Consider the following 25,313-nt stretch of genomic DNA (forward strand, 5'->3'; position numbering starts at 1 on the left):
GATTCTAACAGCCGCCCGCGGCCCCCGGCAATCCACTTATGCCTTATCCAGTAAATTGTATTTCTTCAGGATCCCGCGCAGCTGGTGATAGCTAAGCCCCAGCATGTCGGCCGATTTCTTTTGATTGAATTGGCTTGTTGCCAACGCGTGCTGGATGAGGTCTTTCTCCACGGCTTCCAGATATTCTTTCAAGTCCAGTGGGAAGCCTGGCATTGGCGCGTTTGCAGCGGCTTCAACATGGGAGGCTATCACAGGCTCTGTTTTGGGCTCAGGCGCCGGTTGTACCTGCCGCTCCCGGGTTTTGACCCGACCTTTGGGCCGCCAGGGGGAATCAAAAGGGTCAAGCACTATGTGTTCGATAGGCTCGCCCTCGGCGCCGCTGCGATACACAGAGCGTTCAATGACGTTTTTGAGTTCACGGATGTTGCCGGGCCATTGATGAGCCAGCAGTTGCTCAATAGCGTGTGGTGCAAAGCCAGGAAAATATTCGAGTTTCAGCTGCCTTGCCATGCCGACGCCGAAATATTCCGCCAGCGGCATGATATCTTCTTTACGGCTTCTCAGGGGCGGCAGGGTAATCACGTCAAAGGCGAGGCGGTCGAGCAAGTCGGCGCGAAACTCACCGGCTTCAGCCAGCGATGGCAGATCTTCGTTAGCGGCGCAAATCAGGCGCACATCGGCTTGAAGTGTTTTACTGCCGCCCACCCGCTCGTACTCGCCATATTCGATGACCCTGAGGAGCTTTTCCTGGATAAGGCCGGACGTGTTGGCCAGTTCATCCAAAAACAGGGTGCCGCCATCGGCGCGCTCGAAGCGGCCTTCATGGCGACCCTTTGCGCCGGTAAAGGCGCCGGACTCATGGCCAAAGAGTTCGCTTTCGAGTAGATTTTCGCTCAAAGAAGAACAGTTTAGTTTAAGAAAACTCTGATCCCAGCGTTGGGACAGATAGTGCAGACGCTCGGCTATCAGTTCCTTGCCGGTACCTCGTTCTCCAATAATCAGCACAGGCTTGGAGAGGGGAGCGATGCGCGAGACATGTTCAAGCACTTCCAGTAGTGCATTGGACTGTCCGATGAGGTTATCCTGTTTAAATGCGTTGGGCACTTTTTGTTGGTCTTATTCGCTAACAAGTGGTGAAATTCATAATAGGTGTCTGCACTTATAAAATAAAGCGAATCTTAAAATATCGTCTTTGTTGTTGAAAAATATATAAAAAGCAAAGTTGGCACACTCTGTGTATTACTCATTGTGAAAACCAACTACATCTGAGGATTGAATTATGGGTATTTTCTCTCGTTTCGCGGACATCATTAACTCCAACATCAGCTCCCTGCTCGACAAGGCTGAAGATCCGGAAAAAATGGTTCGCCTGATCATTCAGGAAATGGAAGACACTCTGGTGGAAGTGCGTTCCACCTCAGCCAAGGTTCTGGCCGAGAAGAAAGACATTCTTCGCCGCATCGCCCGCGTTGATGCCCAGGTTCAGGATTGGGAAGAGAAAGCTGAACTGGCTATCTCCAAAGAGCGTGAAGACCTGGCCCGCGCCGCCCTGGCAGAAAAGCAAAAAGCCTCTGCTCTGGCCGACACCCTGCAGCGCGAGCTGGAGGTGGTGGAAGACCATATCCTGCGTCTGAAAGAAGAAGTGACTCAGCTGCAGGAAAAACTGGCCGACGCCAAGGCGCGCCAAAAGACCATCATCATGCGCAAGCAGACTGCTTCCAGCCGTCTTGAGGTAAAAAAGCAGCTGGACTCCAGCAAAATCGACAATGCCATGCTGAAATTCGAGCAGTATGAGGCCCGTGTCGAAAGTCTGGAAGCGCAGGTTGAATCTTATGATCTGGCAAGCAAATCCAGCCTGAACGACGAATTTGCCGCCCTGCAGGCCGAAGATTCAGTGAATGCCGAGCTGGAAGCCCTGAAGGCTAAAATGAAGGGCAAGACCAAAGAAAAAGCGGGCAAGTAACGAATTTATCGGGGGAGGTGAGTTATGGATATGGATGTATTGATGGCGCCCATTATTATTTTCATGGTGATAGTGGCACCCATATGGCTGGTTCTGCATTACCGCAGCAAGCGGCAGGTGAGCCAGGGACTTACCGACGAAGAGTTCAAACAGCTTAACGAACTCATCGCCCTGGCTGACAAGATGGATCAGCGTATCGAGACTCTGGAAGCGATTTTGGACGCCGAGTCTCCAGAGTGGAGGAACAAGCATGAGCACGCGTGATGGCAGGACCCTCTATCGCATTCCCAAGCAAGGCAAGATTGCCGGGGTCTGCGCCGGAGTCGCCGATTACTTCGGCTTCGAGACCTGGTTGGTGCGAGTGGTGGCAGTGTCCATCTTCCTCCTCGGCGGTTCAGGGATTATCTTCATTCTTTATGTGGCCCTGTGGATGATTTTGGATGTAAAGCCGGTATCCACAAAGGTTCACGATGACATCAGTGACATTGAGGTCAAACGCAAGGTCTGGCAGGCCGGAGAACCCGCCAAGCAGGCACTGGCCGATGTGAACCGTCAGTTTCGCTCCCTGGAATCCAGACTCCAGTCCCTTGAGCGCTACGTGACATCAGACAACTACGACTTAAAGCGGCAAATCAACAACCTTTAAGTTAACTATGGGCGACTCGGTCGCCCTTTGTCTTTGTTGACATGTTAAAAAACAAAGACGCGGTATAAGGGATGATTCAGGAGAGACAATGGCGAGCAGCCCGGTGGATAAACTCACGCAAAAAGCACGCGACTTGTTGGCAAGGAGCACTGACCGGCATTTAAGACTGGCGGTAACCGGCCTCTCGGGAGCGGGGAAAACGGCCTTTATTACAGGCCTTGTACATCAGCTCCTGAGTGCCACCGCTGCAAACGATAAAAACCTGCCGCTGTGGCAGGTGAGCCGCGATGAAAGACTGGTGGGTGTTCGCCGCACAAGCCAACCCGATTTGAATATCGCAAGCTTCGACCTTCAGGGGGCGCTTACAGCTTTATCACAGACACCGCCGAGTTGGCCCGCGTCTACCCGTAACTTGTCTGAGCTCAGGCTCGAAATCCGCCATCGCCCGAAAGGTGGCTTATTATCGAAACTCTCTGATGTATCCACCCTGTATCTCGATTTGGTGGACTACCCCGGTGAGTGGCTGCTGGACTTGCCCATGCTGCGTCAGGACTATGCCAGTTGGAGCCAGAGCGTGTTTGCCGCCATCAATAAACGAGCCCCGTCTGAGTCTCTCAAGGCCTTTATCGAGGCGGCAAGCCGGGTTCGCCTCGATGAGCCCTTAAGCGATGAAGAGTTTGAGCGTATCGCAGGCCTGTATCGTGCCTACCTCGAAGAGTCGGTCCATGGTCAGGGGTATTATTTTGCCCAGCCCGGACGCATGTTGCTGCCAGGAGAGCTTGAAGGCGCGCCGCTTTTGGCGTTCTTTCCACTGCCGCTGGATGACGCGTCCCACAAGCTGGCCGCCGGGGCGGGCAAGGACAGCGCCTATGGCCAGCTCTGTCGCCGTTATCGTGAATATGTGGATGCGGTGGTCGAGCCCTTCTTTAAACGTCACTTTGCCCGTTTTGACCGGCAATTGGTGCTGGTTGACTGCTTCAGCGCCCTGAATCGTGGCCGGGCCCAGTTTGAAGATATGAGCCTGGCGCTCGATGGCATTCTCGAAAGCTTCAGGTTCGGTCAATCCAGCCTGATTAGAAGACTGTTTTCCCCTCGCATCGATAAGCTTCTGTTTGCGGCAAGTAAAATCGACCATGTGACCCGGGATCAGCAGGGCCGGGTGCTCGGGCTGCTTAAACAAATGCTCGGGCGAAGTGAGCACTTCGCCCGTTTCGAAGGCTGCCAGGTTGAGGCGATGGCCATCAGTGCCATTCGCGCTACCCGGCCGGGGATGGTCAATACCGAAAAAGGCGAGGTGGAAGTGGTCACAGGCACCGAGCTTGCTACCGGCAAGCCCATTACGCTGTTTCCCGGCGAAGTGCCCCAAAGCTTACCCAAGCCGGATTTCTGGCAAAATCAGGGCTTTGAATTTGTGCAGTTTGCGCCCATGGCCAGAAATGGCGAGAGCCCCATGGCCCATATTCGCCTCGATCATCTGCTGGAATACCTGCTCGGCGATAAGCTTGCCTGAGTGGGAACCAGTTAGTAGCAGGAGATGACTGAAATCATGAAAGACGAGACGCCGCTGGCGCCCGCACGACGCTTTGAATCAGAGCAGCCAACCGACGATGCTCTCGCAGGCACTCAGCGTTTTGCCGTTGAGACCGAGGTGCGCACCCTCGATGAAACCGAGCTTGAACAGGCGCTGTCACCCCTCGATGCCCATATTACCCTCCAAGGGCTTGAAGGCCGCCGCTGGTCGCCCCTGGCGAAGTGGGCACTAACAGGCCTGGGTGTACTTGTGGCCACTGAAACCATGCTGGGATTGATGGATGCGTATCGCCAGAGCCCCTGGCTCTTTGGTCTCTATGGCGTGGTGCTTGGGTTGGTGCTCACCTGGGGGCTTGGTGCAGCCTGGCGCGAATACCGGCTGCTTAAACGCCTTAAAGCCACAGATGATGCCAGAGAGCAGGGAACACGAATTCGTGAGAGTGTACAAATCGGCGAGGCCGACGCGTTTATTGACGGCCTCAGTGCCAAGGCGCCGCAAGATGCTTTCAACAAGTTCAAGGGTTTGGTGCGGGATGACCATAACGACGCGGAAAAGCTGACTCTCTATGAGGAGTGTGTACTCACAGCCCAGGATGAAGCAGCCAAGCGCAAGGTAAGCCGTTATGCGATGGAATCGGCCGCGCTGCTGGCGGCAAGCCCACTGGCTGTGCTCGACATGGGCGTCATCCTGTGGCGTAACCAGAAGATGATCCGTGAAGTAGCCGACTGCTATGGTGTTGAGTTGGGCTACTGGAGCCGCATCCGGCTTATCCGCGCCATTCTGGTGAACATCTTTTATGCGGGCACCACAGAGCTTGTGACCGACCTTGGCAGCCAGCTGTTATCGGTGGAGATGACCGGTAAGCTTTCTGCTCGCTTGGCCCAGGGGCTCGGCGGTGGGCTACTGACTGCCCGGCTCGGGTATCAGGCCATGGCCCTTTGCCGGCCGTTAACCTTCAAGGCGGCGCAAAAACCCAAACTTTCCCGTATCCATCAGCAATTGCTTGTTGAACTTAAGTCTTTGTTTAGTAGCGCTCTGAATGGCCAGGCGGATAGCCGTCTGCGTCGTAACAAAGATTTTACAAATAGCTGACGCTTAATTCTACTGTGGCCCTTGGCGTTTGCGTTCGGGGCCGTCATGTTAGTGCCCACACCACCGCCACAACCTATAATTTCTTAAGGTGGTGCTTTTTGGGAGAGCTGTTATGCAGGAGAAAAGCAAGTTAGCCACCCTCGTCGTTCATGGGGGCCACGAGCGTGATGCCATGGGGGCGCTGGTGAGTCCCCTCTATCAGAGTGCGACCTTTGTATTCGACAACGCCCGTCAGGGTGGTGCCCGTTTTGCCGGTGACGAAGCCGGTTACATCTATACCCGCCTGGGAAATCCCACCACAGCAGAGCTTGAGCGCAAGCTCGCCATTCTCGAAGGTGCCGAGGCTGCAGCGGCCACGGCCTCTGGTATGGGGGCGGTGTCTGCTGCGCTGCTGGCCAATCTGAGTCAGGGCGAGCATCTGGTGGCCAGCCGCGCTGTTTATGGTTGTACCTTTGCCCTGATGACCGAGCTAATGGCCCGTTTCGGTATTGAAGTGACCCGGGTGGATTTTAAAGAGCCTGCCGCCATCGAAGGTGCCATCCGTGACAACACCAGGGTGATTTTCTGTGAAACCCCGGTGAATCCCCATCTGGACGTTTTCGACCTCGACGCCATTGCCGCCATCGGCAAGCGTCATGGCTTGCTTACCATAGTCGATAACACCTTCATGACCCCGCTGCTGCAGCGTCCCCTGGAGCACGGTATCGATATGGTCATTCACAGTGCCACCAAATACCTCAATGGTCATGGCGACGTGATAGCCGGCATGGTGGCCGGCAGCAAGGAGCAGATTGATAAGGTTAAATACCAGATCATTAAGGATATAGGTGCCGTGATGTCGCCCCACGATGCCTGGCTCATTCTGCGGGGCATGAAAACACTGGACGTGCGGGTTCAGCGTCACTGTGATAATGCGGAAAAAATTGCCGATTTTCTTGAGGCCCATCCCAAGGTGGTGCGTGTTTATTACCCCGGGCTAAGGAGCCATCAGGGTAATCAATTCCTCGGTAAGCAGATGCGCCGCGCCGGGGGCGTTATTGCCTTTGAACTTAAGTCAGATATCGAAGGTTCCATCAATTTTGTCGACAGTCTTAAGGTATTCACCATCGCCGTGAGCCTGGGTGATGCCGAGTCCCTCATTCAGCACCCGGCATCCATGACGCACTCGCCTTACACGCCGGAAGCACGGCTTGATGCAGGTATTACCGATACCTTGCTGAGGATTTCGGTGGGACTTGAGGATGTAGATGATTTGATTGCGGATTTATCTCAGGCTTTGGCAAAGCTTTAATGGGAAATTTGCACTTTTACAAAGGGTAACTAGAGTTATTTGTGTGGCAAGGAAAGGGAGCCCCGGCCACGTTAAACAACTCAATGGAGTGAACCTATGAACAAAGTACTTGTTACCCTTTTGCTTGGCGCCGCCGTGTTTCATTTACCGCTGGTGGCCGAAGAAGCGCCAAAAACAGACAAAGTCCCCAAGGCTGAGGTACAAATGCCTCAGACCAGCAAAATCAACATCAACACCGCGACAGAAACTGAGCTGCAATTGCTCAAAGGTATTGGTCAGGCGAAAGCCAAAGCGATAGTCGAGTATCGCAATCAGTATGGCCGTTTCGCGAGTTTAGAAGACCTGACCAAGGTGGCGGGGGTAGGGCAGAAGGTGCTGGACGACAATAAGGACCTCTTGGGTCTGTAACTGACAAAAGGCCTGCAAAGCAGGCCTTTTGTTTATCTATTGTGCTGTTGTTCAGGGTAAAGACGCTAATTTCCGGTTTTGACTTGATTTGCCGCTTGGCAATGGGGGATAATCGGCGCCGTTCCATCACTGATGGAAATCTATGGCGGACCCAGGGTCCCCCCGCAATGATAACCTGTGAACTCGGCCAGGTCCGGAAGGAAGCAACCGCAGCAGGCGACTCGTGTGCCGGGGTGTGGCTCTGGGTACGTCACCAATCTAGTCATTTTCGCGTTCGCGAAGCCGCTCCAGATTACGTTTTTTCAAAAATGCCCGGGACCTTTCCAGTGCCGCTTGTATCTCATTGCGCATTTGTTGCAACTCCTGATAGTCCTCAAAAAAATAGGTATCTACCAGGTGGCGGATGTAACGCACGGGAAGCTGATTGAGGGTAATACAGGACAGATCGGCCAGATAATCTTCGGGAAGCTCATCCATCAGGCCTTCATCGGACAAAATTTCCAAGAGCAGCACTTCATAGTAGTTCCGGATTTCGAGTTGCATAGAATGCTCCGCGTTATTCATTATCCCCTTGCCATACCTGATTGGCGGCAATAAATAATTGACTGTGTCTTTCGCTCAAGTGTAGTGGATTTACGCAGTATCCGCCGCCGACAACCGCAGCAACCGGTAACCCGGCCGCCTTGGCCATGGTTAACACCAGTTTGTCTCTGCGAAGGATCCCTGGGGTGCTGACACAAAGATGCCCCAGCCTGTCATCATGATGAACATCGACTCCTGCATCATAGAGAATGACATCCGGCTTTTCCAGACGCAGAAGGTATTGAAATACTTGCGCCAATGCGTCGAGATAGCCATCGTCTTTTAGCCCTTTTGGCAGGGGAACATCATAGTCGGAAGCGGGCTTGCGGCTGGGAAAGTTGCTTTCGCAGTGCAGGGAAACACTGATGATATCCTCCATGTCCGCGCACAGGGTCGCAGTACCATCGCCCTGATGTACGTCGCAGTCAAGGATCATCACGCGGCTTGCGTGTCCTTCATCGATGAGGTGCCTTGCCGTCAATACCAGATCGTTGAACACACAATAACCACTGCCAAAATGCCGGTGGGCATGGTGGTAGCCGCCGGCAAGGTGCAGCGCAATGCCGTGGGTCATGGCAAGCTGCGCCGTGAGCCTTGTGCCGCCAAGAGAATGCAGAGTGCGTTCAACCAGGTTTTTGCTCCAGGGAAATCCCAGCCTGCGAATGGCTTGTGGTGACAGATTGCCACTGAGAAAGGCATCTACGTAGTTTGAGTCGTGAACGCGTTTGATAAAGGCTGCGTCCACCGGCTCAGGTATGGCAAATTGCGCTTCTGAAGCATGCCCATGCTCCAGCAAATGCTGCCGGAGATGGGCGTACTTGGTGATGGGGAATTGATGCTTTGGGGGCAACACCAGCCGGGAATAGCTGGTGTGATAGACCAGAGGGATCATCTCAGAGCTGTTTGATAGCCCAGCTCATAAATTCCTTGCGGGTTTTCTCATCGGCTTGCAGCCACCAGTATTGCAGCATTTGCTGGGCATGGGCGCCGCCAACGGCTGGCGGAACCGGGCTGGTTGCTGCCGGTACGTTACTGTCAACCAATACCGGAGCTGATGGGCTTACAGGGGCTGCTGGGCTCACAGGGGCTGAGGGAACAGTACTCGCTACCGCGACTGTACCTGCAGCAGTGGCAGCGGCGGCGGCTTCGTCTATATCCACGCCCTTGGAACCACCAAAGAGACGGCCGACAAAGCTGTCTTCTTTGTAGTCTGTTTGAACGACTTTGTAGCTCACTTCACCCTTGTCGGCACGGCTCACCACAACCTGAGGAGACTTGGCGAATTGTTTTGGCTGCTTAATCTGATCGCCATTGGCAGGCTTGAGGAAGTAATCATAATCACCATCTACCCTCAGCGTCAGAATAAAGGGAGCCGATTTAATAAAGGTCTGGCTGTCGCTGAACTCATCGTCCACCATGTCGTGATAACGGATGGCGATTTTGTGGGTGCCGGGGGACAGGTCCAGCTCGGCTTTATGGGTAAAGCTGTTGGTAGAAATTTCCTGGCCGTCCAGTGCCAGATACTCGAAAGACATTGGGATGGTGAGACTGCCGGCAAACACCGAGGATGAAGCGGCCAGCGCGAGCAGAGCGCCGACAGGCAAAACTGATTTCATTGTTGCTCCTTAACGATTGTGACTTTGATACGGCCGCTCGAATGCCTGGATACGATCTTCAATGTAGCTGATTGCCTGGCGACACTTTCCGAGCCTGCGGTGCATCAAAAGGATCTCATTTTGCGTCTTGATTTTGTCAGTACCATGACAATTTTCAAGTATTGTTTCCAGTTGCTCGATCTTTGACTCGATTTTTCTGGCCCAGTTCAAATGTTTATTCAACTCGTCATAGAGTTGATGGCTGTTTTGCATCACGCCCGCGGCAATCCAGGCGAAGCCGCTGTTGTCGTGACGTCGCTCCTGGCTTGCCAGCATCCGCTTTCTGGCACTGTCCTTAGCCTGTGCTGCTGCCTTTACGCCAATCCCTGTGGTGGCAAGGGCACGTTTAACGGCACTGAATCTGTCATTAATCCGTTCGCAGGCGGCGATGATGGTGGAGGCGTTTAAATTAAGCTGTAGCCGCTGCTCAAGCTGTTTGATGTCCTTTTCAATCTGGCCGATGCAGGGGTAGAGCTGGGCGCCGTGCTGAACAAACAGCTCATCGTTAAACCTTTCGGTGTCCTGCATCAATTTACGGCTATGGGGCGGCAGCGCCGCATCGTGCTGAAGTACCTCCCGCTCCAGCGTTTTCAGTTGGCTGCGCAGGCGTGAAAGCAGTCCGTCGTATTTCAAAACCAGGCTCTCCAGGCGAGTTGGGTGGATGCAGCAAACACAATCAGAATAAACACTGGCCGAATAAAAGGAAGCCCAAAATGAATGGCGCTGCGGGCACCAAGGTAGGCTCCGGCCATCATGGACGCGCCCAAAAACAGACCAATTGCAACATCGACCTGGCCAAAAAACATAAACACAGTCAGAGCTGTAATGTTACTTATCAGGGTCATTGCACGGGCAAGAGCGCAATTTTGCAGTACGGGCAGGCGATAAAGACGGCTGGAACTCAAGGTCCAGAAGGCGCCAATGCCGGGGCCGGCATAGCCGTCGTAAAATCCCAGTGGCAGACCCTGCAGCCACTGGTGTTTGTGGCTGGCCGGCGCCTGAGGCTCCTGGGCCTTGGGATGTTCAATAGCGCTGGGCTTAACCAGGGTGTAGAGGGCGATAGCCATGATGACCAGCGGCAGCAGTTTTTGTAAAACGTCGGCATCTGTCAGGTATACGGCCACTGTGCCAAGCAGTGCTCCCATCAGGGTTGCCATGGCACTGTGGTGCCAAAAGGCCGGGGTTAACAGCTGTTGCCGATAATAGGTCCAGGCCGAGGTGGCCGAGCCAAAACAGGCTGACAGTTTATTGGTGCCGAGCGCCTGATGGGGAGGGAGTCCGAATGACAGCAGCGCCGGAATAGATAAGAGGCCGCCGCCACCCACTACTGCGTCAATAAAGCCGGCAATCAGGCCGACCAACGCCAACAATAACAGGCTGGCGGGGTCTTGCAGTAATTCCACAGGCGGTTCCTATTCAATGACCCTTCGGTAGGGAGGCAGGGCGTCAAGCAGTGACTTGCCATATCTTTTACTGACAAGGCGTCTGTCCAGAATGGTGATCCTGCCATAGTCCTGCTCTTTACGCAGTAAACGGCCACAGCTTTGAATGAGCTTGCGCGAGGCGTCCGGAATGGTCAACTGCAAAAAGGGATTACCGCCTTTTTCCTTGATGTACTCGGCATGGGCTTGCTCTACCGGTGATGTGGGAACGGCAAAAGGCAGCTTGGTGACAATCAGGTTGGTAAGGTACTCACCGGGCAAGTCCAGACCCTCTGAAAAACTGCCGGTGCCAAAGAGCAGGGAAGGCTTGCCTTCATCACACCGCTTTTTATGACTTTCCAGCAGCAGCTGTCGCGGCGAGTTACCTTGGATAAGCAAGGGGATTTTCAGTTTGGGGCCAAGAATATCTGCAACCTTTTCCATTTGCCAATACGAGGCAAACAGCACCAGACTGGCCATTTCATGTTCTGTGAGTTTTAAAATGAGCTCTGCCAATTCATCGGTATAGTTGTCGTCGGTGGGCTCAGTGCGCATTTTGGGTAAATACAGGGTGGCATTGTTTTCGAAGTTGAAGGGGGACTGCAGCGCCAGATAGCGACTGCCATCGTGCAGTGAAAGCCCCACCTGATGGGCAAAATAGTCAAATTGATTCAGAGCCCGCAAGGTTGCGCTGCAAAGTACCACGCCGGCAGCCTTTTCCCACAGCATGGACTCCAGCATAAAGCCAACTTCGATAGGCGAAGCGCAAAGCAGATAGTCCACTTGCTTATTGGCCGGCAAGAGCTCTATCCAACGCGCGGTGGGTGCGCCTTTTTTATTGTCCTCTTTGGCCATCATTTTCCAGAGCTTGTGCAGGTTCTCAAGTCGCTGCAGCATAAAGCCGGTCTCGGTTTGCAGCGTATCGGCCTGATGACGCGGAATATCGCCATCTTTAATGGCTTCTCCAAGCAGCAGCTGCATTTTATTGAACTGCTTCAAGGCGCCACTGGTGGCAGTAGCCAGGTTTTCCGCGTGGCGTTTAAGTACCTCGGGCAGAGCGCCATGGGTGAAACGCAAGCGGTTTTCCGGGTTATCGAAGCGGGCTTTTTCGCCGTCACAATAATGGGCCACCTGATTGAGCATACCTGCGATGTCAGCGACATGGTCTTGCATGGCCTGGGATGGCGCTATGATGTTGTTGCTCTTGATCTGATTTTGCAATTTGGCGGCGGTTTTGCCAATTTTCTCCAGCCAATCGGCAGCGCCTCTCAGTGTCGCCTGCGCACTGGAAAAGTCTCTGGCAACCACAGGCAGGTGGTGGGCTTCGTCAATCACGTAAAACATTTCTTCGGGATCGGGCAGTATCACCCCGCCGCCGAGCTCGAGATCGGCGAACAGCAAACTGTGGTTGGCAATCAACACATCCCAGGTATCCACATCTTCCCGCGCCTTGTGAAACGGGCATTGGCGGTGGCTGGCATTTTGCCGGTGACAGGAATGCTTATCGCAGGCAATTTGCTGCCAAAGGTGATCGGGAATGGGCGTTTCGAGGGTGTCTATTTCGCCGTTCCAGAGGCCCTTATGAAAATCGCTGTGCAGTTTCTGCAGCATTTCAACCTGCGCCGTATCAGGCTTGGTCTGCCACATGGCCATTTGAGTGCCGTTGTTGTCGCCGATGAGCATCTCGAGTTTGGCGAGGCACACATATCTTTGTCTGCCTTTTACCAGCCCAAAACGAAAGTTCAGTCCGGAGTGTGCCAAAAAAAATGGCAGATCCTTGTGCAGCAGTTGCTCCTGCAAAGCAACGGTTGCAGTGGCGATACAGACTTTCTTTTTTTGGGCCAATGCCAGGGGAATGGTGCCCAGAATGTAAGACAGTGACTTACCAATACCAGTGCCAGCCTCTACGACTATGATGCGTCTGTGCTTGTCATACTCCCCTGCCAGTGTCTTGGAGATCTCCGCGACCATGAAGTTTTGCTCGCGGCGGGACCGGAAGTTTGGCAATGCGGCGGCAATATCTTTATAGATGGCACGGATCTGAGTTTTGACTTTGTCTGGCAGCATGGTGCTCTCGGCAGCTCAATTATGCTGTACATAATAACAGTGATTGCTTAGGCTAAGAACCCTGCAATGATTGCTAATGTGTGTTTTTTGACCCTCTGCCCATGGAATTGTCATCCGTTTGCTGCCCAGGCTCTAATGAATCAATGGCTCCAACGCTACTTAAGGGGCGGGTGCTCACGCGCGCCAGTGTGCAGCGCGGCGGTGACACAGTGCTCGAATACCTGATTAAAACCACCAATGGGCCCGTGAAGGTGGAAGTACACAATCAAAGGCCGATGGCCTTTTGCCACAGTGATGAAGTAGAGCGAATACTCACCGGGGTTGCTCAGACCGAAGCCTGGGCTCAGCCCCTTACGCTGCAGAGTTTCAGCAGGCAACCTGTACACGCTGTCTACTGCCGTACCGGAGTGATGCTCAAGCGACTGGTCAGCCGGGCTCAGGAGCTGGATGTTGCGCTTTACGAGGCCGATATCAAGCCCGAGCAGCGGTTCCTGATTGAGCGCTTTGTGGCGCTGGATGCGGAATTTTACGGTTACTTCGATGCAAGTGACCCAAGCAGGTTTGTTGCCAGTCGGGTAAGAGCCGCCAGTGAAGACATATCCCTGAAAGCAGTCTCTCTCGATATCGAGTGCAGTATGTCGGGGGAGCTTTATTCTGTGGGCGTGTTTGGCGACTGCGAGCCCAAAGTTATTATGGTTGGCGAAGGGGACGGTGTGCTCACATGCCATCGCGATGGTTTGGATCACAGGGTTGCTGTGGAGTGGGCAGCGGATGAAGTGTCGCTGCTTTTGTCGCTTCAACGCTGGTTTTTGGAGGTTGACCCCGACATCTTGTTGGGCTGGTCTGTGGTGACATTTGATTTGTCACTCCTGTGGCGGCGGGCGAAACACCATGGCATGCGGCTTTGCATCGGGCGATTTGGTAAGCCGCTCAATTGGAAAGTAGAGGATAAACACAGGCCGGAGACGCTGGACTTGCCGGGCCGTGTGGTACTGGATGGTATCGACTGGTTAAAAGCGGCATTCTATCAGTTCGACAGTTTCGCACTCGACAGGGTGGCGGGTGAACTTCTGGGTGAGGGCAAGGCTATTCATAATCCGGATGACCGGGGGGAGGAAATCACCCGGTTGTTTCGCGAAGACAAAGCGGCACTGGCCTTTTATAACCTAACCGACTGCCGCTTGGTGTGGGATATTTTTCAAAAGACGGATCTGATTCATTTCGCCCTCGAAAGGGCGCGCCTTACCGGATTGGAGTTTGGCCGGGTGGGGGCCAGTGTCGCAGCCTTTAATCATCTCTATCTGCCCCATTTGCACCGCGCCGGTTTTGTCGCGCCTGCCATGCAAAAAATCCCAGGGCCTGACAGCCCGGGGGGCTATGTGATGGATTCGTTTCCGGGCCTGTATCGCAACGTACTGGTACTGGATTACAAGAGTCTCTACCCCTCTATTATCCGAACCTTTTTAATTGACCCAAAGGGACTGGTGCTCGGTCTGACTGAGCCGGAGGCAATGTCGGTTGAAGGATTTCGCGGGGCACGATTCAGTCGCAAATCGCCCATTTTGCCCAAGCTCGTAGAGACCCTGGCCAGTAGAAGAGAAGAGGCGAAGGCAAACCAGAACGGCCCCATGTCTCAGGCGGTGAAAATCATCATGAACTCGCTCTACGGGGTGCTGGGTTCCAGGGGCTGCGTATTTCACGACTATCGCCTGGCGAGTTCCATTACCCTGCGGGGCCATGAGATCATGCGTACTACCAAGGCCTGGATTGAGGCTGAAGGGTTTCAGGTGATTTATGGTGATACGGATTCGACTTTTGTTTGGCTGGGAAATGATGCGCAGAATGCCAGGGCCACAGGATGCGCCTTGGTGGAGATGGTGAATCGGCGCTGGCAACAGCAACTGCATGATGACAAGGGATTGGAATGCTTTTTAGAGCTTGAGTTTGAGCGTCACTTTGAGCAATTTTTTATGCCCACCCTCAGGCATTCCACTGAAGGCAGTAAAAAGCGCTATGTCGGACGGTACGATAATGGTGATGAAAAGGTACTGGTGTTTAAAGGAATGGAGCAGGTTAGAAGCGATTGGAGCCCGCTGGCGCGCAGGGTGCAGTATGAGCTGTACCGCCGGTTGTTCCAGCAGGAAGACCTGCTCGAGTATGTGAGTGATGTGGAAAAGGCGCTTTTTGCCGGAGAGTATGACAATGAGCTGGTGTTCCAAAAGCGGCTTAAGCGCGATATCAGCCAGTACACGGCAAAGTCAGCCCCCCACGTGAAAGCCGCCGCAGCGCTTGTCAGTGCAACCGGTGATAGCAGCCGTGGCAAGCGTGGTGCTTCTATATCTTATCTCTTTACCAAGGCCGGGGCAGAGCCTCTGGGTTATCTGTCTCAGCCCATCGATTATGACTACTACTTTGACCGCCAGCTAATGCCTATCCTGGAACCCATACTCGCCGTTTTGAAAGTTAATTACCAAAAGGCGGGCGCAGAGCAATTATTGTTAATCTAGTTTAAGGTCGTGTGACTTTGAGTTATTTGGGTTAATAGTCGGTTAAATATCCTTTGGTTAGTGGTTTATCTTAATGCGTGGTGTGATTTTTAACACGTTTGCTGCATTTTTTCTTTGTCGAGTGCTTCGGGGTTTGCTAATCTTCGTCGGTTCCAGGATGGAAATAAAATTACGGAAAATATCCTGCGACTCGATCTCCATAAAGAAGGTTAGGCACCATGAACAAGACTCTCATCGCCGGCGCTATATTGGCCTCGCTGGTGGCTCCCACCGTTTCTGCCATCGAAATATACAAAGACGATAAAAACGCCGTCTCTATCGGTGGTTTTATCGACGCCCGCGCAATCCATACCCAGGACACCACAGAAGTGGTAAACGGTGCCTCACGTATTAATTTTGGCTTTGAGCGTGTCCTCAGCCACGACTGGAAGGCCTTTGCCCTGCTCGAATGGGGGATAAATCCCTTTGGCAGCAGTGAAATCGTGTATAACAACAAGTTTGAAACCGTACAGGATGAGTTCTTTTACAACCGTCTTGGCTATGCCGGACTGAGCCACGACACCTGGGGTACCCTCACCATAGGTAAGCAGTGGGGCGCTTGGTATGACGTGGTATATGGCACCAACTATGGCTTTGTATGGGACGGAAACGCCGCAGGTGTTTACACCTATAACAAGGATGATGGCGCCGTAAACGGCACCGGCCGTGGTGATAAGGTTATTCAATATCGTAACAGCGTGGGTGATTTCAGCTATGCCGTTCAGGCTCAGCTAAAAAACAGCACCTTCTTCACCTGTGACTTTGACGACATTACTCAGGCTGATTGCGAAGCTTTGTGGCAGCAGGGAAAACGCGAAGCTCAGCAGGTTGAATATAACTACACCTACGGCGGTGCTTTTACCTGGAAGGCGACTGACAAACTGGCTCTGTCGGTTGGCGTTAACCGCGGTGAATTTGATGTTACCTACGGTAATGGCGAACAAATCACCGCTGTGGATCTTATCTATGGTGTGGGCGCGACCTGGGGTGATTTTGACGCCGACGGTTTTTATGCCTCGGTTAACTATAACTACAACGAAAACCACGATACAGACAACATCGGCCGCCTGATTAAAGAAGCCTATGGTATTGAGTCACTGTTCTCATACAAATTTGAAAACGGTTTCCGTGCATTTGTTTCTTATAACTTACTGGATGCCGGCAGTGATTACGTTATCCAGCCAAACTTCAATGCCGATCCCAACGACGTATTTAAACGTCAATTCGTGGTAGCAGGCTTACATTATGTTTGGGATAAAGACACAGTGCTTTATGTTGAAGGACGTAAAGATTTCAGTGATTTCAGCAGTGCCGATGTCGAACAGGAAGCCAGAATGGCACTTTCGGAAGATGATGGTATTGCAATAGGTATTCGTTACACATTGTAATAATAAGAAAGTACGCTAAATAAAGCCCGGCATTGCCGGGCTTTTTGTTTCTATGCTCTATAAGCCCACGCCCTTACTTCTTATTTATTCCGTGTTCTAAATGCGTAAACGCACATTCACAACCTGCGTCAGGCGTAGCTCTTAAGTACCCGGCATTCGTCAGACTGCTGAATCTTTAAGCAGGCATGAAGTGTCACTTGTATTTCATTTGTTCATTCGTGTTGAAAAAATGTTTTTTGTGTGTTTCTATTCACAGTTGAAAGTGACATGGTGATTACTTGTGTAACACCAGCAACACAAGCCTCAGGGCAAATTATAAAAACTGTAATCCAGGGAGATCGACGATGCTTAAGAACAGCATGTTATCCAAGTCTGTGCGTCTGGCACTGATTTATGGCGCTGCTTGTTCTTCGGTAGCCGCAACAGCGGCTTATGCTGAAGAAGAAGCGACTGAAAAAGCAGAAAAGATTGAAAAGATTGAAGTAACAGGTTCAAGACTGCGCGGAACAGATCTGCAAGGCTTCTCACCTGTTCAAACAATCGATGCCAGCGACATTGATACCAGCAGTGTGGCCAACATTCAGGAACTGCTCCTGAAGAACCCTGCATTTGGTACCCCTGCCATCAGCCGTACCAACTCAAACTTCTCTACAGCCAGTGCCGGTGTAGCTACCGTTGATTTGAGAAACTTGGGTACTGCCCGTACATTGGTTCTCGTTAATGGTCGCCGCTTCGTTGCCGGTGTTCCTGGCTCTACCGCCGTTGACCTCAACTCTATCCCTACTCAGTTCATCGAACGTGTAGAAGTGATGACCGGTGGTGCGTCGGCTGTTTACGGTTCTGACGCTGTAGCTGGTGTTGTTAACATCATTTACAAGAAGGAATTCGAAGGTATCGAGTTTGAAGCTCAGACCGGCCAGAGCTCAGAAGGCGATTCAGAAGAAACTCAGGTGCAGTTCACCATGGGTACTTCTTCCGCTGATGGTAAAGGCAATGTGATGATCCACGGTGCCTACACTGATCAAGGTGCTGTATTCTCTCGCGACCGTGAGCGTTCTGCTGTTGACCAAGCATCTCTGGGTGCTTATTTCACCGGCTTGCCGGAAGACATGTTCACCCCATCACGTCCATTCTATTCTAGCTATGCTCCTCAAGGACGTTTCTTCGCTGGTGACTCTCAGTTTACCTTTGATAAAAACGGTAATTTGAAAGCAGGTTGGTCTACCAACGGTTCTGACACCGTAGATGCTGATGGTTTCAACCGTAGCCACTATCGTACAATTGCAATTCCAACAGAACGTTATCTGCTGGCAACCAACGGCAAGTATGAATTTGCTGATGGTTGGAGCGCCTTCATGGAAGGTACCTATGCAGGTACTCAAACCAAGACAGAACTTGAGCCTTTCCCTCTGAGCTCAGAAGACATCTATGGTTCAACCGGTGGCCAGGTGCCAATTGAGTTCGAAGCCATGATGAATGGTCAGATGACTACTGTGCGCAATCCGTTCGTACCGGATGCTATCTATGATGCCGCTACTGACGAAGACGGTGATGGTTTCAAAGATATTGGCTTTACACGTCGTATGGCGGACATCGGTAACCGCGGTAACGTAGCTGATCGTGATACTTTCCGTTTGGTTGCCGGTATTGAAGGCGAAATCACCGACGGTTGGTATCTGGATGCCTTCTACGGATACGGTGCTACCAAGGAATCTCAGGTGTCAAGCGGACAGGTTAACGTACTTAACTTCCGCAACGCACTCGAAGCCTATACAGATGAAAACGGTAACATCATCTGTAAAGATGCAAACGCCCGTGATCAAGGTTGTGTGCCTGTAAATGTGTTCGGTAACGGCTCTATCAGTCCTGAAGCTGCTAAATACATCAATGCACCAGGTCTGCTGTCTACTTTCACTTCTCAGAAGCTCGCTGGTCTGAACATCAGTGGTGACCTGTTTGAATTGCCAGCAGGTTTTGTAGGCTTAGCCGCAGGTGTTGAATATCGTGAAGAATATTCACGCAGCGAGTTCGATGCGCTTCAACAAGCGGGTCTGAATGCTGGTAACGCAATTCCACGTACTGAAGGTAAGTTCGATGTAATCGAATACTACACAGAAGTTAACGTGCCACTGCTGTCTGATGTATTCATGGCTGAGCAGTTGAATCTGCGTGGTGCTGTTCGTTTCTCTGATTATTCTACCGTGGGTAATACTGAGAGCTGGAACGTGGCTCTGGACTGGGCTCCAATTGATTCAGTGCGTTTCCGCGCTATCCGTGCACAATCTACTCGCGCACCTAACATCAATGAACTGTATTCACCACCAAGCCAGACATTCCCAACTGGTCTGACTGATCCATGTTTGGATGTGACCCTGACCACTGCAGGTGCTCAGGCTGAAGCCTGTCGCGCTGACGCAGCGGTATTGGCCAATATTCAAGCAAATGGCAAGTTCACCCTGACACAGGGTGATTTGCAGGGTATCAGTGGTTTTGACCGTGGTAACCCAGAACTTGCCGAAGAAATGGGTAAGTCTTGGACTTTCGGTGTAACTGTTTCCCCTGAAGGTATTGCAGTACTCGAAGACTTCGATTTCAGCGTCGACTATTTTGATATCGAAATCGAAGACGCTATCGTAAGCACTCCACGTCAGTTCATTCTTGACCAGTGCTACGGTGGCGACAGCAGCCTGTGTTCCTTCATTACACGTCGCGATAAAGGCACCGGTGCCAACAGTATCGGTTCTTTGGAATTCATTGACTCTGGTTCTACCAACAGCGGTGGCTATGCGACTGAAGGTGTGGATCTGGTTGTTACTTATGCCAAAGACTTTGAAGATTACGGACTGACAGGTCAGGTGAATGCCCGTTTGGCATACACTCACTTACTCGATGGTTACGCGATTCCGCTGCCAGGTTCTGAAAAAGATCCTTTCATCGGTGAGATCGGATCTCCAGAAGATAAGTTCTATCTGTCTCTGGGCTACACCTGGGAAGACCTGACTGTTGCGTGGAATACCACCTTCATCGGCAAGTCTTATCTGGATGATGGCTTCCTGTCTGGCTACGATTTGGCACCTGAGTCTGTGGGCGTTGGTTCTGAAACCTACCATGATTTCAACATTGCTTATCGTCCATTTGACTCCACAGAGATTTATGTTGGTGTGAACAACGTGTTCGATAACGATCCACCACCAATCATCACTGGTCTGCCAGGTAACGTTACTGGCGCAGAAACTGATGCTGGTACCTACGATGCGATTGGTCGCCGTTACTACGCAGGTGTTCGTCTGAAGTTCTAATCTTTAGACTCTCCAAAAACCCAGCCATGAGTGCTGGGTTTTTTTTTGCGGACAAGCAAGACCAGAATTTCAAATACATAGGCTCTGCACGGCTTAAAGCCTCATCGAACCCCCTTTGGCACATGTATAAAAAGTTTGCTTTTTGTTTGTTTGATTGCAGTCTTGGATTGAGTGTCTGACGCACTCACAGTTGAAATTAGCTCTTATGGCCGCGACGACTCAAGACCGAACAATTAGCGCTATTTCGGGCTTGGTGTCGTGTTGACACAGGTCAACATTTTGTGAAATGATGCGAGCGGGTCTATGCCCTGCGGGGCATAGGAAAGGGAAGAAAACTCTAACAATCACAAGAGAAAGACCAACTTATGTGTGACAAACGGGCGTTTGACACCTCAAATTGCCTAAGTTACCTGTAAGTTAAACCTTTATTCACTTCAAATTGGTTGGGAACTATGTCCAAGGTAAGCAATAGAACCAAAATCGCTACTGCACTCGTTGGCGCGTTGGCTCTGGCCGGCAGCAACCTGGTGGTTGCAGATCCTCTGAAAGAGGTTCAAAACGCCGACGCCCAGATCCACGCCGATGCTGCTGCATCTCAGAAGAAAGTAGACAGCTACTTTGATCAAGCTCAGGACATGCTGTTTGAATACGGCTCTGTCGCTGATGAGCGTGAGGCTCTGAAAGCCTACAATGACTATCTGGCGTCTCTGGTTGCAGACCAGGAAAAGACCATGAAGTCTATTCAAGATGATATTAACGGTGTTGATAAACTGCGTCAGGGCGTAGTGCCTTTGATGTTCAAGATGGTAGAGTCACTGGAACAGTTCGTTGCTCTGGACCTGCCATTCAACACTGAAGTTCGCAAAGAGCGTGTTGAAAATCTGAAGAATCTGCTCAGCACTGCTGAAGTTACCTTGGCCGAAAAATATCGTCTTATCCTGGATGCGTACAGCATCGAGCGTGAGTACGGTACTTTCGTAGCAGTTACTACTGGTAAGCTGAACCTCGATGGTAAGGAAGTTCTGGTTGACTTCTTCAACCTGGGTCGTGTTGCTCTGTACGCTCAGAGCCTGGACCAGAAAACCGGTTGGATGTACAACTCAGAAACCAAAGGTTGGGACAAGCTGGAAGACAGCCACCTGCGTGAGCTGACCAAAGGCATTCGTATCGCCCGTAAACAAGGCGCTCTTGACCTCTTTGCGTTACCAATCCCAGCTGCGGAGACTGCACAATAATGAAGAAGTTAATTTCTACAGCCGTTGTTGCGGCCAGTCTGTCACTCACTGCCGGTATGGTTAGTGCTGCCGACGCGCCAAAGACTATCGACCAACTGCTTCAGCAAGTTAAAACTGAACGCGTTGCCGAAGGTAAAGTGAATGCCAAGCGCGAAGCTGAGTTCAAAGCTGAGCGTGGTGACAAAGCTTCTCTGCTGCAGCGTGAAAAATCTGCACTGGCTGCTGAAAAGCAGCGTGGCCAAGACCTGAACCAGGCCTTTATCGACAACGAGCGTAAAATTGCTCAGCTCGAAGAAGATCTGAAAACTGCTCAGGGTGACCTGGGTGAAATGTTCGGTGTGGTTAAAGGCGAAGCCGGTGATTTCGCTGGTAAGCTGGTAGGCTCAAACGTATCTGCTCAGTATCCTAAGCGTGACGTGTTTATCGCTGATCTGGGTTCTCGCAAGCAGCTGCCAAAAATCGAAGAACTGGAAAAGTTCTGGCAGGAACAGCTGTTCGAAATGGCTGAGTCTGGCAAAGTGGTTAAGTTTGAAGCTGCTGTAACCGATATCGACGGTAACGTAGTAAACACCACTGTTCACCGTATCGGTTCTTTCAACCTGACTGCTGATGGCAAGTATGTGGTATACAACCCTGAACTGGGGCTGATCCAGCAGCTGTCTGCTCAGCCAGAAGGTTACCAGGTTGCGCCAATCGCTAAGTGGGAAGCCACTACCAGCGGCGCTGCCAAACTGTACATCGACCCTGCTCGCGGTACTCTGCTGAACATCTTCACTCAGAAAGCGTCTTTCCAAGATCGCATCGAAGCCGGTGGCGTGATTGGTTACATCATTATCGGTCTGCTGGCCCTGGGTCTGCTGATTGGTCTTGAGCGTCTGCTGACTCTGTTCGTGATTGGCTCTAAGGTTAAGTCTCAGGCCAAGAACGTTGCTAACCCAGGCAACAACGCGCTGGGCCGTATCCTGAAAGTGTATCAGGACAACAAAGATGCAGACGTTGAAACTCTGGAACTGAAACTGGATGAAGCCATCCTGAAAGAAACTCCAGCTATCGAGACTCGTATCTCTATCATCAAAGTACTGGCAGCTATCGCTCCTATGATGGGTCTGCTGGGTACCGTAACCGGTATGATTGCAACCTTCCAGAGCATCCAGCTGTTCGGTACTGGCGATCCAAAACTGATGGCCGGTGGTATCTCTATGGCACTGGTAACAACCGTTCAAGGTCTGGTTGCTGCTCTGCCTCTGATGCTGGTTCACGCTATCGTTGTGGCTCGCAGCAAGACCATCGTTCAAACTCTGGAAGAACAGAGTGCAGGTATCATTGCTGAACACGCTGAGAAGAGGGCTAACTAATGATGCTATTCCTGATGGATGTATGGGATTCCGTCAGGGGCTTCATGGCCACCGGAGGCGACGTCCTCTGGCTTGTAGCGGTAGTGTTGTTTCTCATGTGGGTGTTGATGTTGGAGCGCTTTTGGTACCTTAACTGGATTGCACCAAAGCAGCATCTGGCGATCATCGCCTCATGGGAAGCCAGGGAAGAAACCACTTCCTGGTATGCACACCGTATCCGTGAAGCTTGGGTATCCCAAGCGAAGCAAGATATGAACGCACGTATGCTGATGATCAAGACCCTCGTGGCACTTTGTCCCATGATCGGTCTGCTCGGTACCGTAACAGGTATGATCACAGTGTTCGATGTGATGGCAGTACAGGGCACCAGTAACGCTCGTATGATGGCGGCTGGTATTTCTCAGGCCACCATGCCAACGATGGCAGGGATGGTTGCGGCACTGTCCGGGGTATTCTTCAGTACCCGTCTGGATGCCAAGATGAGAATTAGCCTTGAGCGACTGAAAGACAGTCTGCCTCACCACTAAAGAGAGATTTAACATGGCTCGTAAAAAGCATTCCAGCGTAGACGAGGAAGCTCAAATCGACATGACCCCGATGCTCGACATCGTGTTCATCATGCTGATCTTCTTCATCGTAACTACTTCGTTCGTGAAGCCATCTGGTTTGGATTACAACAAGCCTCCGGCAGCACAAGCGACCAAAAAGCCTTCAGCAAACATCTTTATTGGTGTGAGCAAGACTGGCGTCATCATGATGGAAAACCGTCAGGTTGACATCGAGCGTGTGACTGCAAACGTAGAGCGTATGTTGGCAGAAGCACCAGAAGCCTCTGTTCTGATCCAGGCTGACAAAGAAGCCCAACACGGCATCGTTGTTAAAGTTCTGGACCAGGTGAAGGCTGCCGGTATAGACAAGATCGCGGTATCTGCGGGGAACGACTAATTATGTTGAGAGCACTAGTATCTATCATTATTGGTGCTTTGGTGACATTTGGTTTGTTCTGGTTCATGGCTGCCTTGGTGGGGGGCGGCGCACAGCGCGCCGACAACTCATCCGAAACCCCGGTGATAGAAATCACCATGGACAGGCAGGATGCGAAAGCGCAGAACAAACCAAGGGTGGTGCCAAAGCCGCCCCCACCACCAGAGCAACCGCCTAAGCCGGATACAACTCCACCGGACACATCGAGTAATATCGATACAGGCCTGACCTTTAACATGGGTGGGCTTGAGTCAGGTGGCGCCAGCACCGGACTTAAGTTGGGCAATATGATGACACGCGATGGTGATGCAACACCTATCGTGCGTATCGAACCTCAGTACCCCATTGCTGCGGCACGTGACGGTAAGGAAGGTTGGGTACAGCTGCGCTTCACCATTAACGAAATTGGTGGTGTAGATGACGTAGAAGTTATCGCTGCAGAGCCCAAGCGTGTATTTGATAAAGAAGCGATCCGTGCACTGAAAAAGTGGAAGTACAAGCCAAAGGTTGTGGATGGCGTTGCACAGAAACAACCAGGCATGACGGTTCAATTGGACTTTAAACTGGATAAAGGAGGCAAATAAGGATGCGTCAAGTTAAACTTGCCAGCGCTCTGCTGCTGTCCTTTGCTGCCGGAGCCCTGGTGATGCCAGTGGCCCAGGCCGCCGAAAAATGTCCGATGGAAAAGCGTCAGGCTCGAGCGGTTGGTGAGACTGTGGGTAAAAAGGTACAGAAATCCTTTGAAGCCTACACGAATGGCCAATTGGACGAAGCTATCGCTATTTTGCTTGAGGCCAATGCCAAGGGCGATTTCGACAAGGCGTATGTCGCGCGCATGTTGGGTAACTTCTATGCCGAGAAAGGCAAGATGGAAACCGCTATTAAGTACATGAAGCAGGCAGTTGATGCCGATGTACTGGGTGGTACCGATCATGCAGCTTCCATGAAGTTGTACGCAGATCTGCTTATCCAGGAGAAGAAGTGGAAAGAGGCGATTGCCGTTTACTATAAGTGGATGGATTTTGCCTGTAAGACTGACGATCCTGTGGTTTACCGTCGTATCGGTATTGCCTACAGCGAATTGAAGCAGTGGGACAAGGTATTGGAAGTGGCCGACAAAGGTCTGTCACACGCCAAGGAACCTGACAAAAACCTTTACCAGATGAAGCTGACTGCTTACTTTGAGAAGAAGCAGTACAAGAATGCTGTCAAGGTACTGGAGACCATGGTTCCCCTGTTCCAGGACGATAAGCGTTTGTGGATCCAGCTGGCACAGTTCTACTTGCTGACCGAGGATTTTTCTCGTTCGCTTCAGACATATGATCTGTGTTTCCGCAATGGCTTCCTGAAGGAAGATGCGGGTAGTCTGGTTCGTTATGCTCAGTTGTTGGCTAACCAAGGTTCACCTTATCGTGCTGCCACCGTCATGGAAAAATACATGAAGGCAGGCGTTATTGAGTCCAATGCCAAGAACCACGAGCAGATAGCAGGCTTCTTTCAGAATGCCAAAGAGATAGAAAAAGCGGCTGAATACTACGGTAAAGCGGCAGAAGAGAAGAATGATGGCAAGCTGTTCCTCAAGCAGGGACGCATGTTGGCACTGGCTCAGAAATATTCTGCAGCCGTTCCAGCCCTGGAGAAATCCTTGAATGCCGGTATTCCCAGCCCAGGTGAAGCTCACTTCGAACTGGCGCTGATTCATCTGCAGCTGAAACAGTACAAGTCTGCTTACTCTCGGGCAAAGCTTGCCGCACAGGACAAGAAAACTGAGCGCAGCGCCAAGAGCTATATTTCTTATATTCAAGAGAAAGCACGTATCAACAACGTGACGCTCTAGTCCCAGTTAGCGA

Annotated in this window: 23 protein-coding genes and 1 other RNA gene; 17 read left to right on the plus strand and 7 right to left on the minus strand. The window is 51.7% G+C overall.

Annotated elements, in window-relative coordinates:
* Nucleotides 1-36: 36 nt before the first annotated feature.
* A complete protein-coding gene (pspF, locus tag JQC75_RS06090; RefSeq protein WP_203326549.1) occupies nt 37-1,104 on the minus strand; it encodes a phage shock protein operon transcriptional activator in 1,068 nt (355 codons plus the stop codon).
* A gap of 175 nt (nt 1,105-1,279) precedes the next feature.
* Between pspF and pspA the strand changes: the two genes are divergently transcribed.
* The 8 genes from pspA to ffs all read left to right on the plus strand — a co-directional run bounded on the left by pspA (nt 1,280) and on the right by ffs (nt 7,179).
* Nucleotides 1,280-1,963, plus strand: coding sequence for a phage shock protein PspA (pspA, locus tag JQC75_RS06095; RefSeq protein ID WP_203326550.1), 684 nt, complete (start codon nt 1,280-1,282; stop codon nt 1,961-1,963).
* Nucleotides 1,964-1,987: 24 nt separating this feature from the next.
* Nucleotides 1,988-2,227: an envelope stress response membrane protein PspB gene (gene pspB, locus JQC75_RS06100; RefSeq protein ID WP_203326551.1), complete on the plus strand. Its 240-nt coding sequence runs from the start codon at nt 1,988-1,990 to the stop codon at nt 2,225-2,227.
* Nucleotides 2,214-2,609, plus strand: a complete 396-nt coding sequence (gene pspC / locus JQC75_RS06105) for an envelope stress response membrane protein PspC (protein WP_203326552.1) — start codon at nt 2,214-2,216, stop codon at nt 2,607-2,609. The genes pspB and pspC overlap by 14 nt, the downstream gene beginning before the upstream one ends.
* An 88-nt stretch (nt 2,610-2,697) precedes the next feature.
* Nucleotides 2,698-4,119 (plus strand): YcjX family GTP-binding protein, encoded by a 1,422-nt coding sequence (locus JQC75_RS06110; RefSeq protein WP_203326553.1) that lies wholly within the window; start codon nt 2,698-2,700, stop codon nt 4,117-4,119.
* Between the two features lie 36 nt (nt 4,120-4,155).
* Nucleotides 4,156-5,232 carry a TIGR01620 family protein gene (locus JQC75_RS06115; protein WP_239002094.1) on the plus strand — a complete coding sequence of 359 codons (1,077 nt, stop codon included), beginning with the start codon at nt 4,156-4,158 and terminating at the stop codon, nt 5,230-5,232.
* Nucleotides 5,233-5,344: 112 nt separating this feature from the next.
* A complete protein-coding gene (locus tag JQC75_RS06120) occupies nt 5,345-6,523 on the plus strand; it encodes a trans-sulfuration enzyme family protein (protein WP_203326555.1) in 1,179 nt (392 codons plus the stop codon).
* A gap of 96 nt (nt 6,524-6,619) precedes the next feature.
* Complete coding sequence (locus JQC75_RS06125) at nt 6,620-6,931, plus strand: ComEA family DNA-binding protein (protein WP_203326556.1); 312 nt, start codon at nt 6,620-6,622, stop codon at nt 6,929-6,931.
* A 151-nt stretch (nt 6,932-7,082) separates the two neighbouring features.
* Nucleotides 7,083-7,179: signal recognition particle sRNA small type (gene ffs / locus JQC75_RS06130), an RNA gene on the plus strand.
* Nucleotides 7,180-7,189: 10 nt separating this feature from the next.
* Here ffs and JQC75_RS06135 read toward each other — a convergent pair.
* Genes JQC75_RS06135 through dinG form a run of 6 tightly spaced genes read right to left on the minus strand, consistent with a single transcriptional unit; the run spans nt 7,190 to nt 12,656 of the window.
* Nucleotides 7,190-7,474 carry a late competence development ComFB family protein gene (locus JQC75_RS06135; RefSeq protein ID WP_203326557.1) on the minus strand — a complete coding sequence of 95 codons (285 nt, stop codon included), beginning with the start codon at nt 7,472-7,474 and terminating at the stop codon, nt 7,190-7,192.
* A 13-nt stretch (nt 7,475-7,487) separates the two neighbouring features.
* On the minus strand, nt 7,488-8,405 hold the full coding sequence (locus JQC75_RS06140) for a histone deacetylase family protein (protein ID WP_203326558.1): 918 nt from the start codon (nt 8,403-8,405) through the stop codon (nt 7,488-7,490).
* A 1-nt stretch (nt 8,406) separates the two neighbouring features.
* Nucleotides 8,407-9,129, minus strand: a complete 723-nt coding sequence (locus JQC75_RS06145; protein WP_203326559.1) for a DUF2057 domain-containing protein — start codon at nt 9,127-9,129, stop codon at nt 8,407-8,409.
* Nucleotides 9,130-9,138: 9 nt separating this feature from the next.
* The gene (locus JQC75_RS06150) at nt 9,139-9,801 is read right to left on the minus strand and encodes a primosomal replication protein (protein ID WP_203326560.1); all 663 of its coding nucleotides are present in this window, start codon (nt 9,799-9,801) and stop codon (nt 9,139-9,141) included.
* A complete protein-coding gene (locus JQC75_RS06155; protein ID WP_203326561.1) occupies nt 9,798-10,571 on the minus strand; it encodes a sulfite exporter TauE/SafE family protein in 774 nt (257 codons plus the stop codon). Before JQC75_RS06155 ends, JQC75_RS06150 begins: the two co-directional genes overlap by 4 nt.
* A gap of 9 nt (nt 10,572-10,580) precedes the next feature.
* Nucleotides 10,581-12,656, minus strand: coding sequence for an ATP-dependent DNA helicase DinG (gene dinG / locus JQC75_RS06160; RefSeq protein WP_203326562.1), 2,076 nt, complete (start codon nt 12,654-12,656; stop codon nt 10,581-10,583).
* A gap of 143 nt (nt 12,657-12,799) precedes the next feature.
* On the opposite strand from dinG, the gene JQC75_RS06165 reads away from it, so the two are divergent.
* From JQC75_RS06165 to JQC75_RS06205, 9 genes are all read left to right on the plus strand, one after another.
* Nucleotides 12,800-15,163 (plus strand): DNA polymerase II, encoded by a 2,364-nt coding sequence (locus JQC75_RS06165; RefSeq protein WP_239002095.1) that lies wholly within the window; start codon nt 12,800-12,802, stop codon nt 15,161-15,163.
* A gap of 218 nt (nt 15,164-15,381) precedes the next feature.
* The gene (locus JQC75_RS06170; protein WP_203326564.1) at nt 15,382-16,590 is read left to right on the plus strand and encodes a porin; all 1,209 of its coding nucleotides are present in this window, start codon (nt 15,382-15,384) and stop codon (nt 16,588-16,590) included.
* 344 nt (nt 16,591-16,934) lie between these two features.
* The gene (locus JQC75_RS06175) at nt 16,935-19,889 is read left to right on the plus strand and encodes a TonB-dependent receptor domain-containing protein (RefSeq protein WP_203326565.1); all 2,955 of its coding nucleotides are present in this window, start codon (nt 16,935-16,937) and stop codon (nt 19,887-19,889) included.
* A gap of 452 nt (nt 19,890-20,341) precedes the next feature.
* A complete protein-coding gene (locus JQC75_RS06180; protein WP_203326566.1) occupies nt 20,342-21,124 on the plus strand; it encodes a DUF3450 domain-containing protein in 783 nt (260 codons plus the stop codon).
* Nucleotides 21,124-22,479, plus strand: coding sequence for a MotA/TolQ/ExbB proton channel family protein (locus tag JQC75_RS06185; RefSeq protein WP_203326567.1), 1,356 nt, complete (start codon nt 21,124-21,126; stop codon nt 22,477-22,479). The genes JQC75_RS06180 and JQC75_RS06185 overlap by 1 nt, the downstream gene beginning before the upstream one ends.
* Nucleotides 22,479-23,006, plus strand: coding sequence for a MotA/TolQ/ExbB proton channel family protein (locus JQC75_RS06190; RefSeq protein ID WP_011759372.1), 528 nt, complete (start codon nt 22,479-22,481; stop codon nt 23,004-23,006). The genes JQC75_RS06185 and JQC75_RS06190 overlap by 1 nt, the downstream gene beginning before the upstream one ends.
* Nucleotides 23,007-23,019: 13 nt before the next feature.
* Nucleotides 23,020-23,424 (plus strand): ExbD/TolR family protein, encoded by a 405-nt coding sequence (locus tag JQC75_RS06195; RefSeq protein ID WP_011759373.1) that lies wholly within the window; start codon nt 23,020-23,022, stop codon nt 23,422-23,424.
* 2 nt (nt 23,425-23,426) lie between these two features.
* A complete protein-coding gene (locus tag JQC75_RS06200; protein ID WP_203326568.1) occupies nt 23,427-24,047 on the plus strand; it encodes an energy transducer TonB in 621 nt (206 codons plus the stop codon).
* A 2-nt stretch (nt 24,048-24,049) separates the two neighbouring features.
* Nucleotides 24,050-25,300 carry a tetratricopeptide repeat protein gene (locus JQC75_RS06205; protein ID WP_203326569.1) on the plus strand — a complete coding sequence of 417 codons (1,251 nt, stop codon included), beginning with the start codon at nt 24,050-24,052 and terminating at the stop codon, nt 25,298-25,300.
* The last annotated feature ends 13 nt before the right edge of the window (nt 25,301-25,313 follow it).

Source organism: Shewanella litorisediminis (assembly GCF_016834455.1).
In the GTDB taxonomy this organism is placed as follows: Bacteria; Pseudomonadota; Gammaproteobacteria; order Enterobacterales; family Shewanellaceae; genus Shewanella; species Shewanella litorisediminis.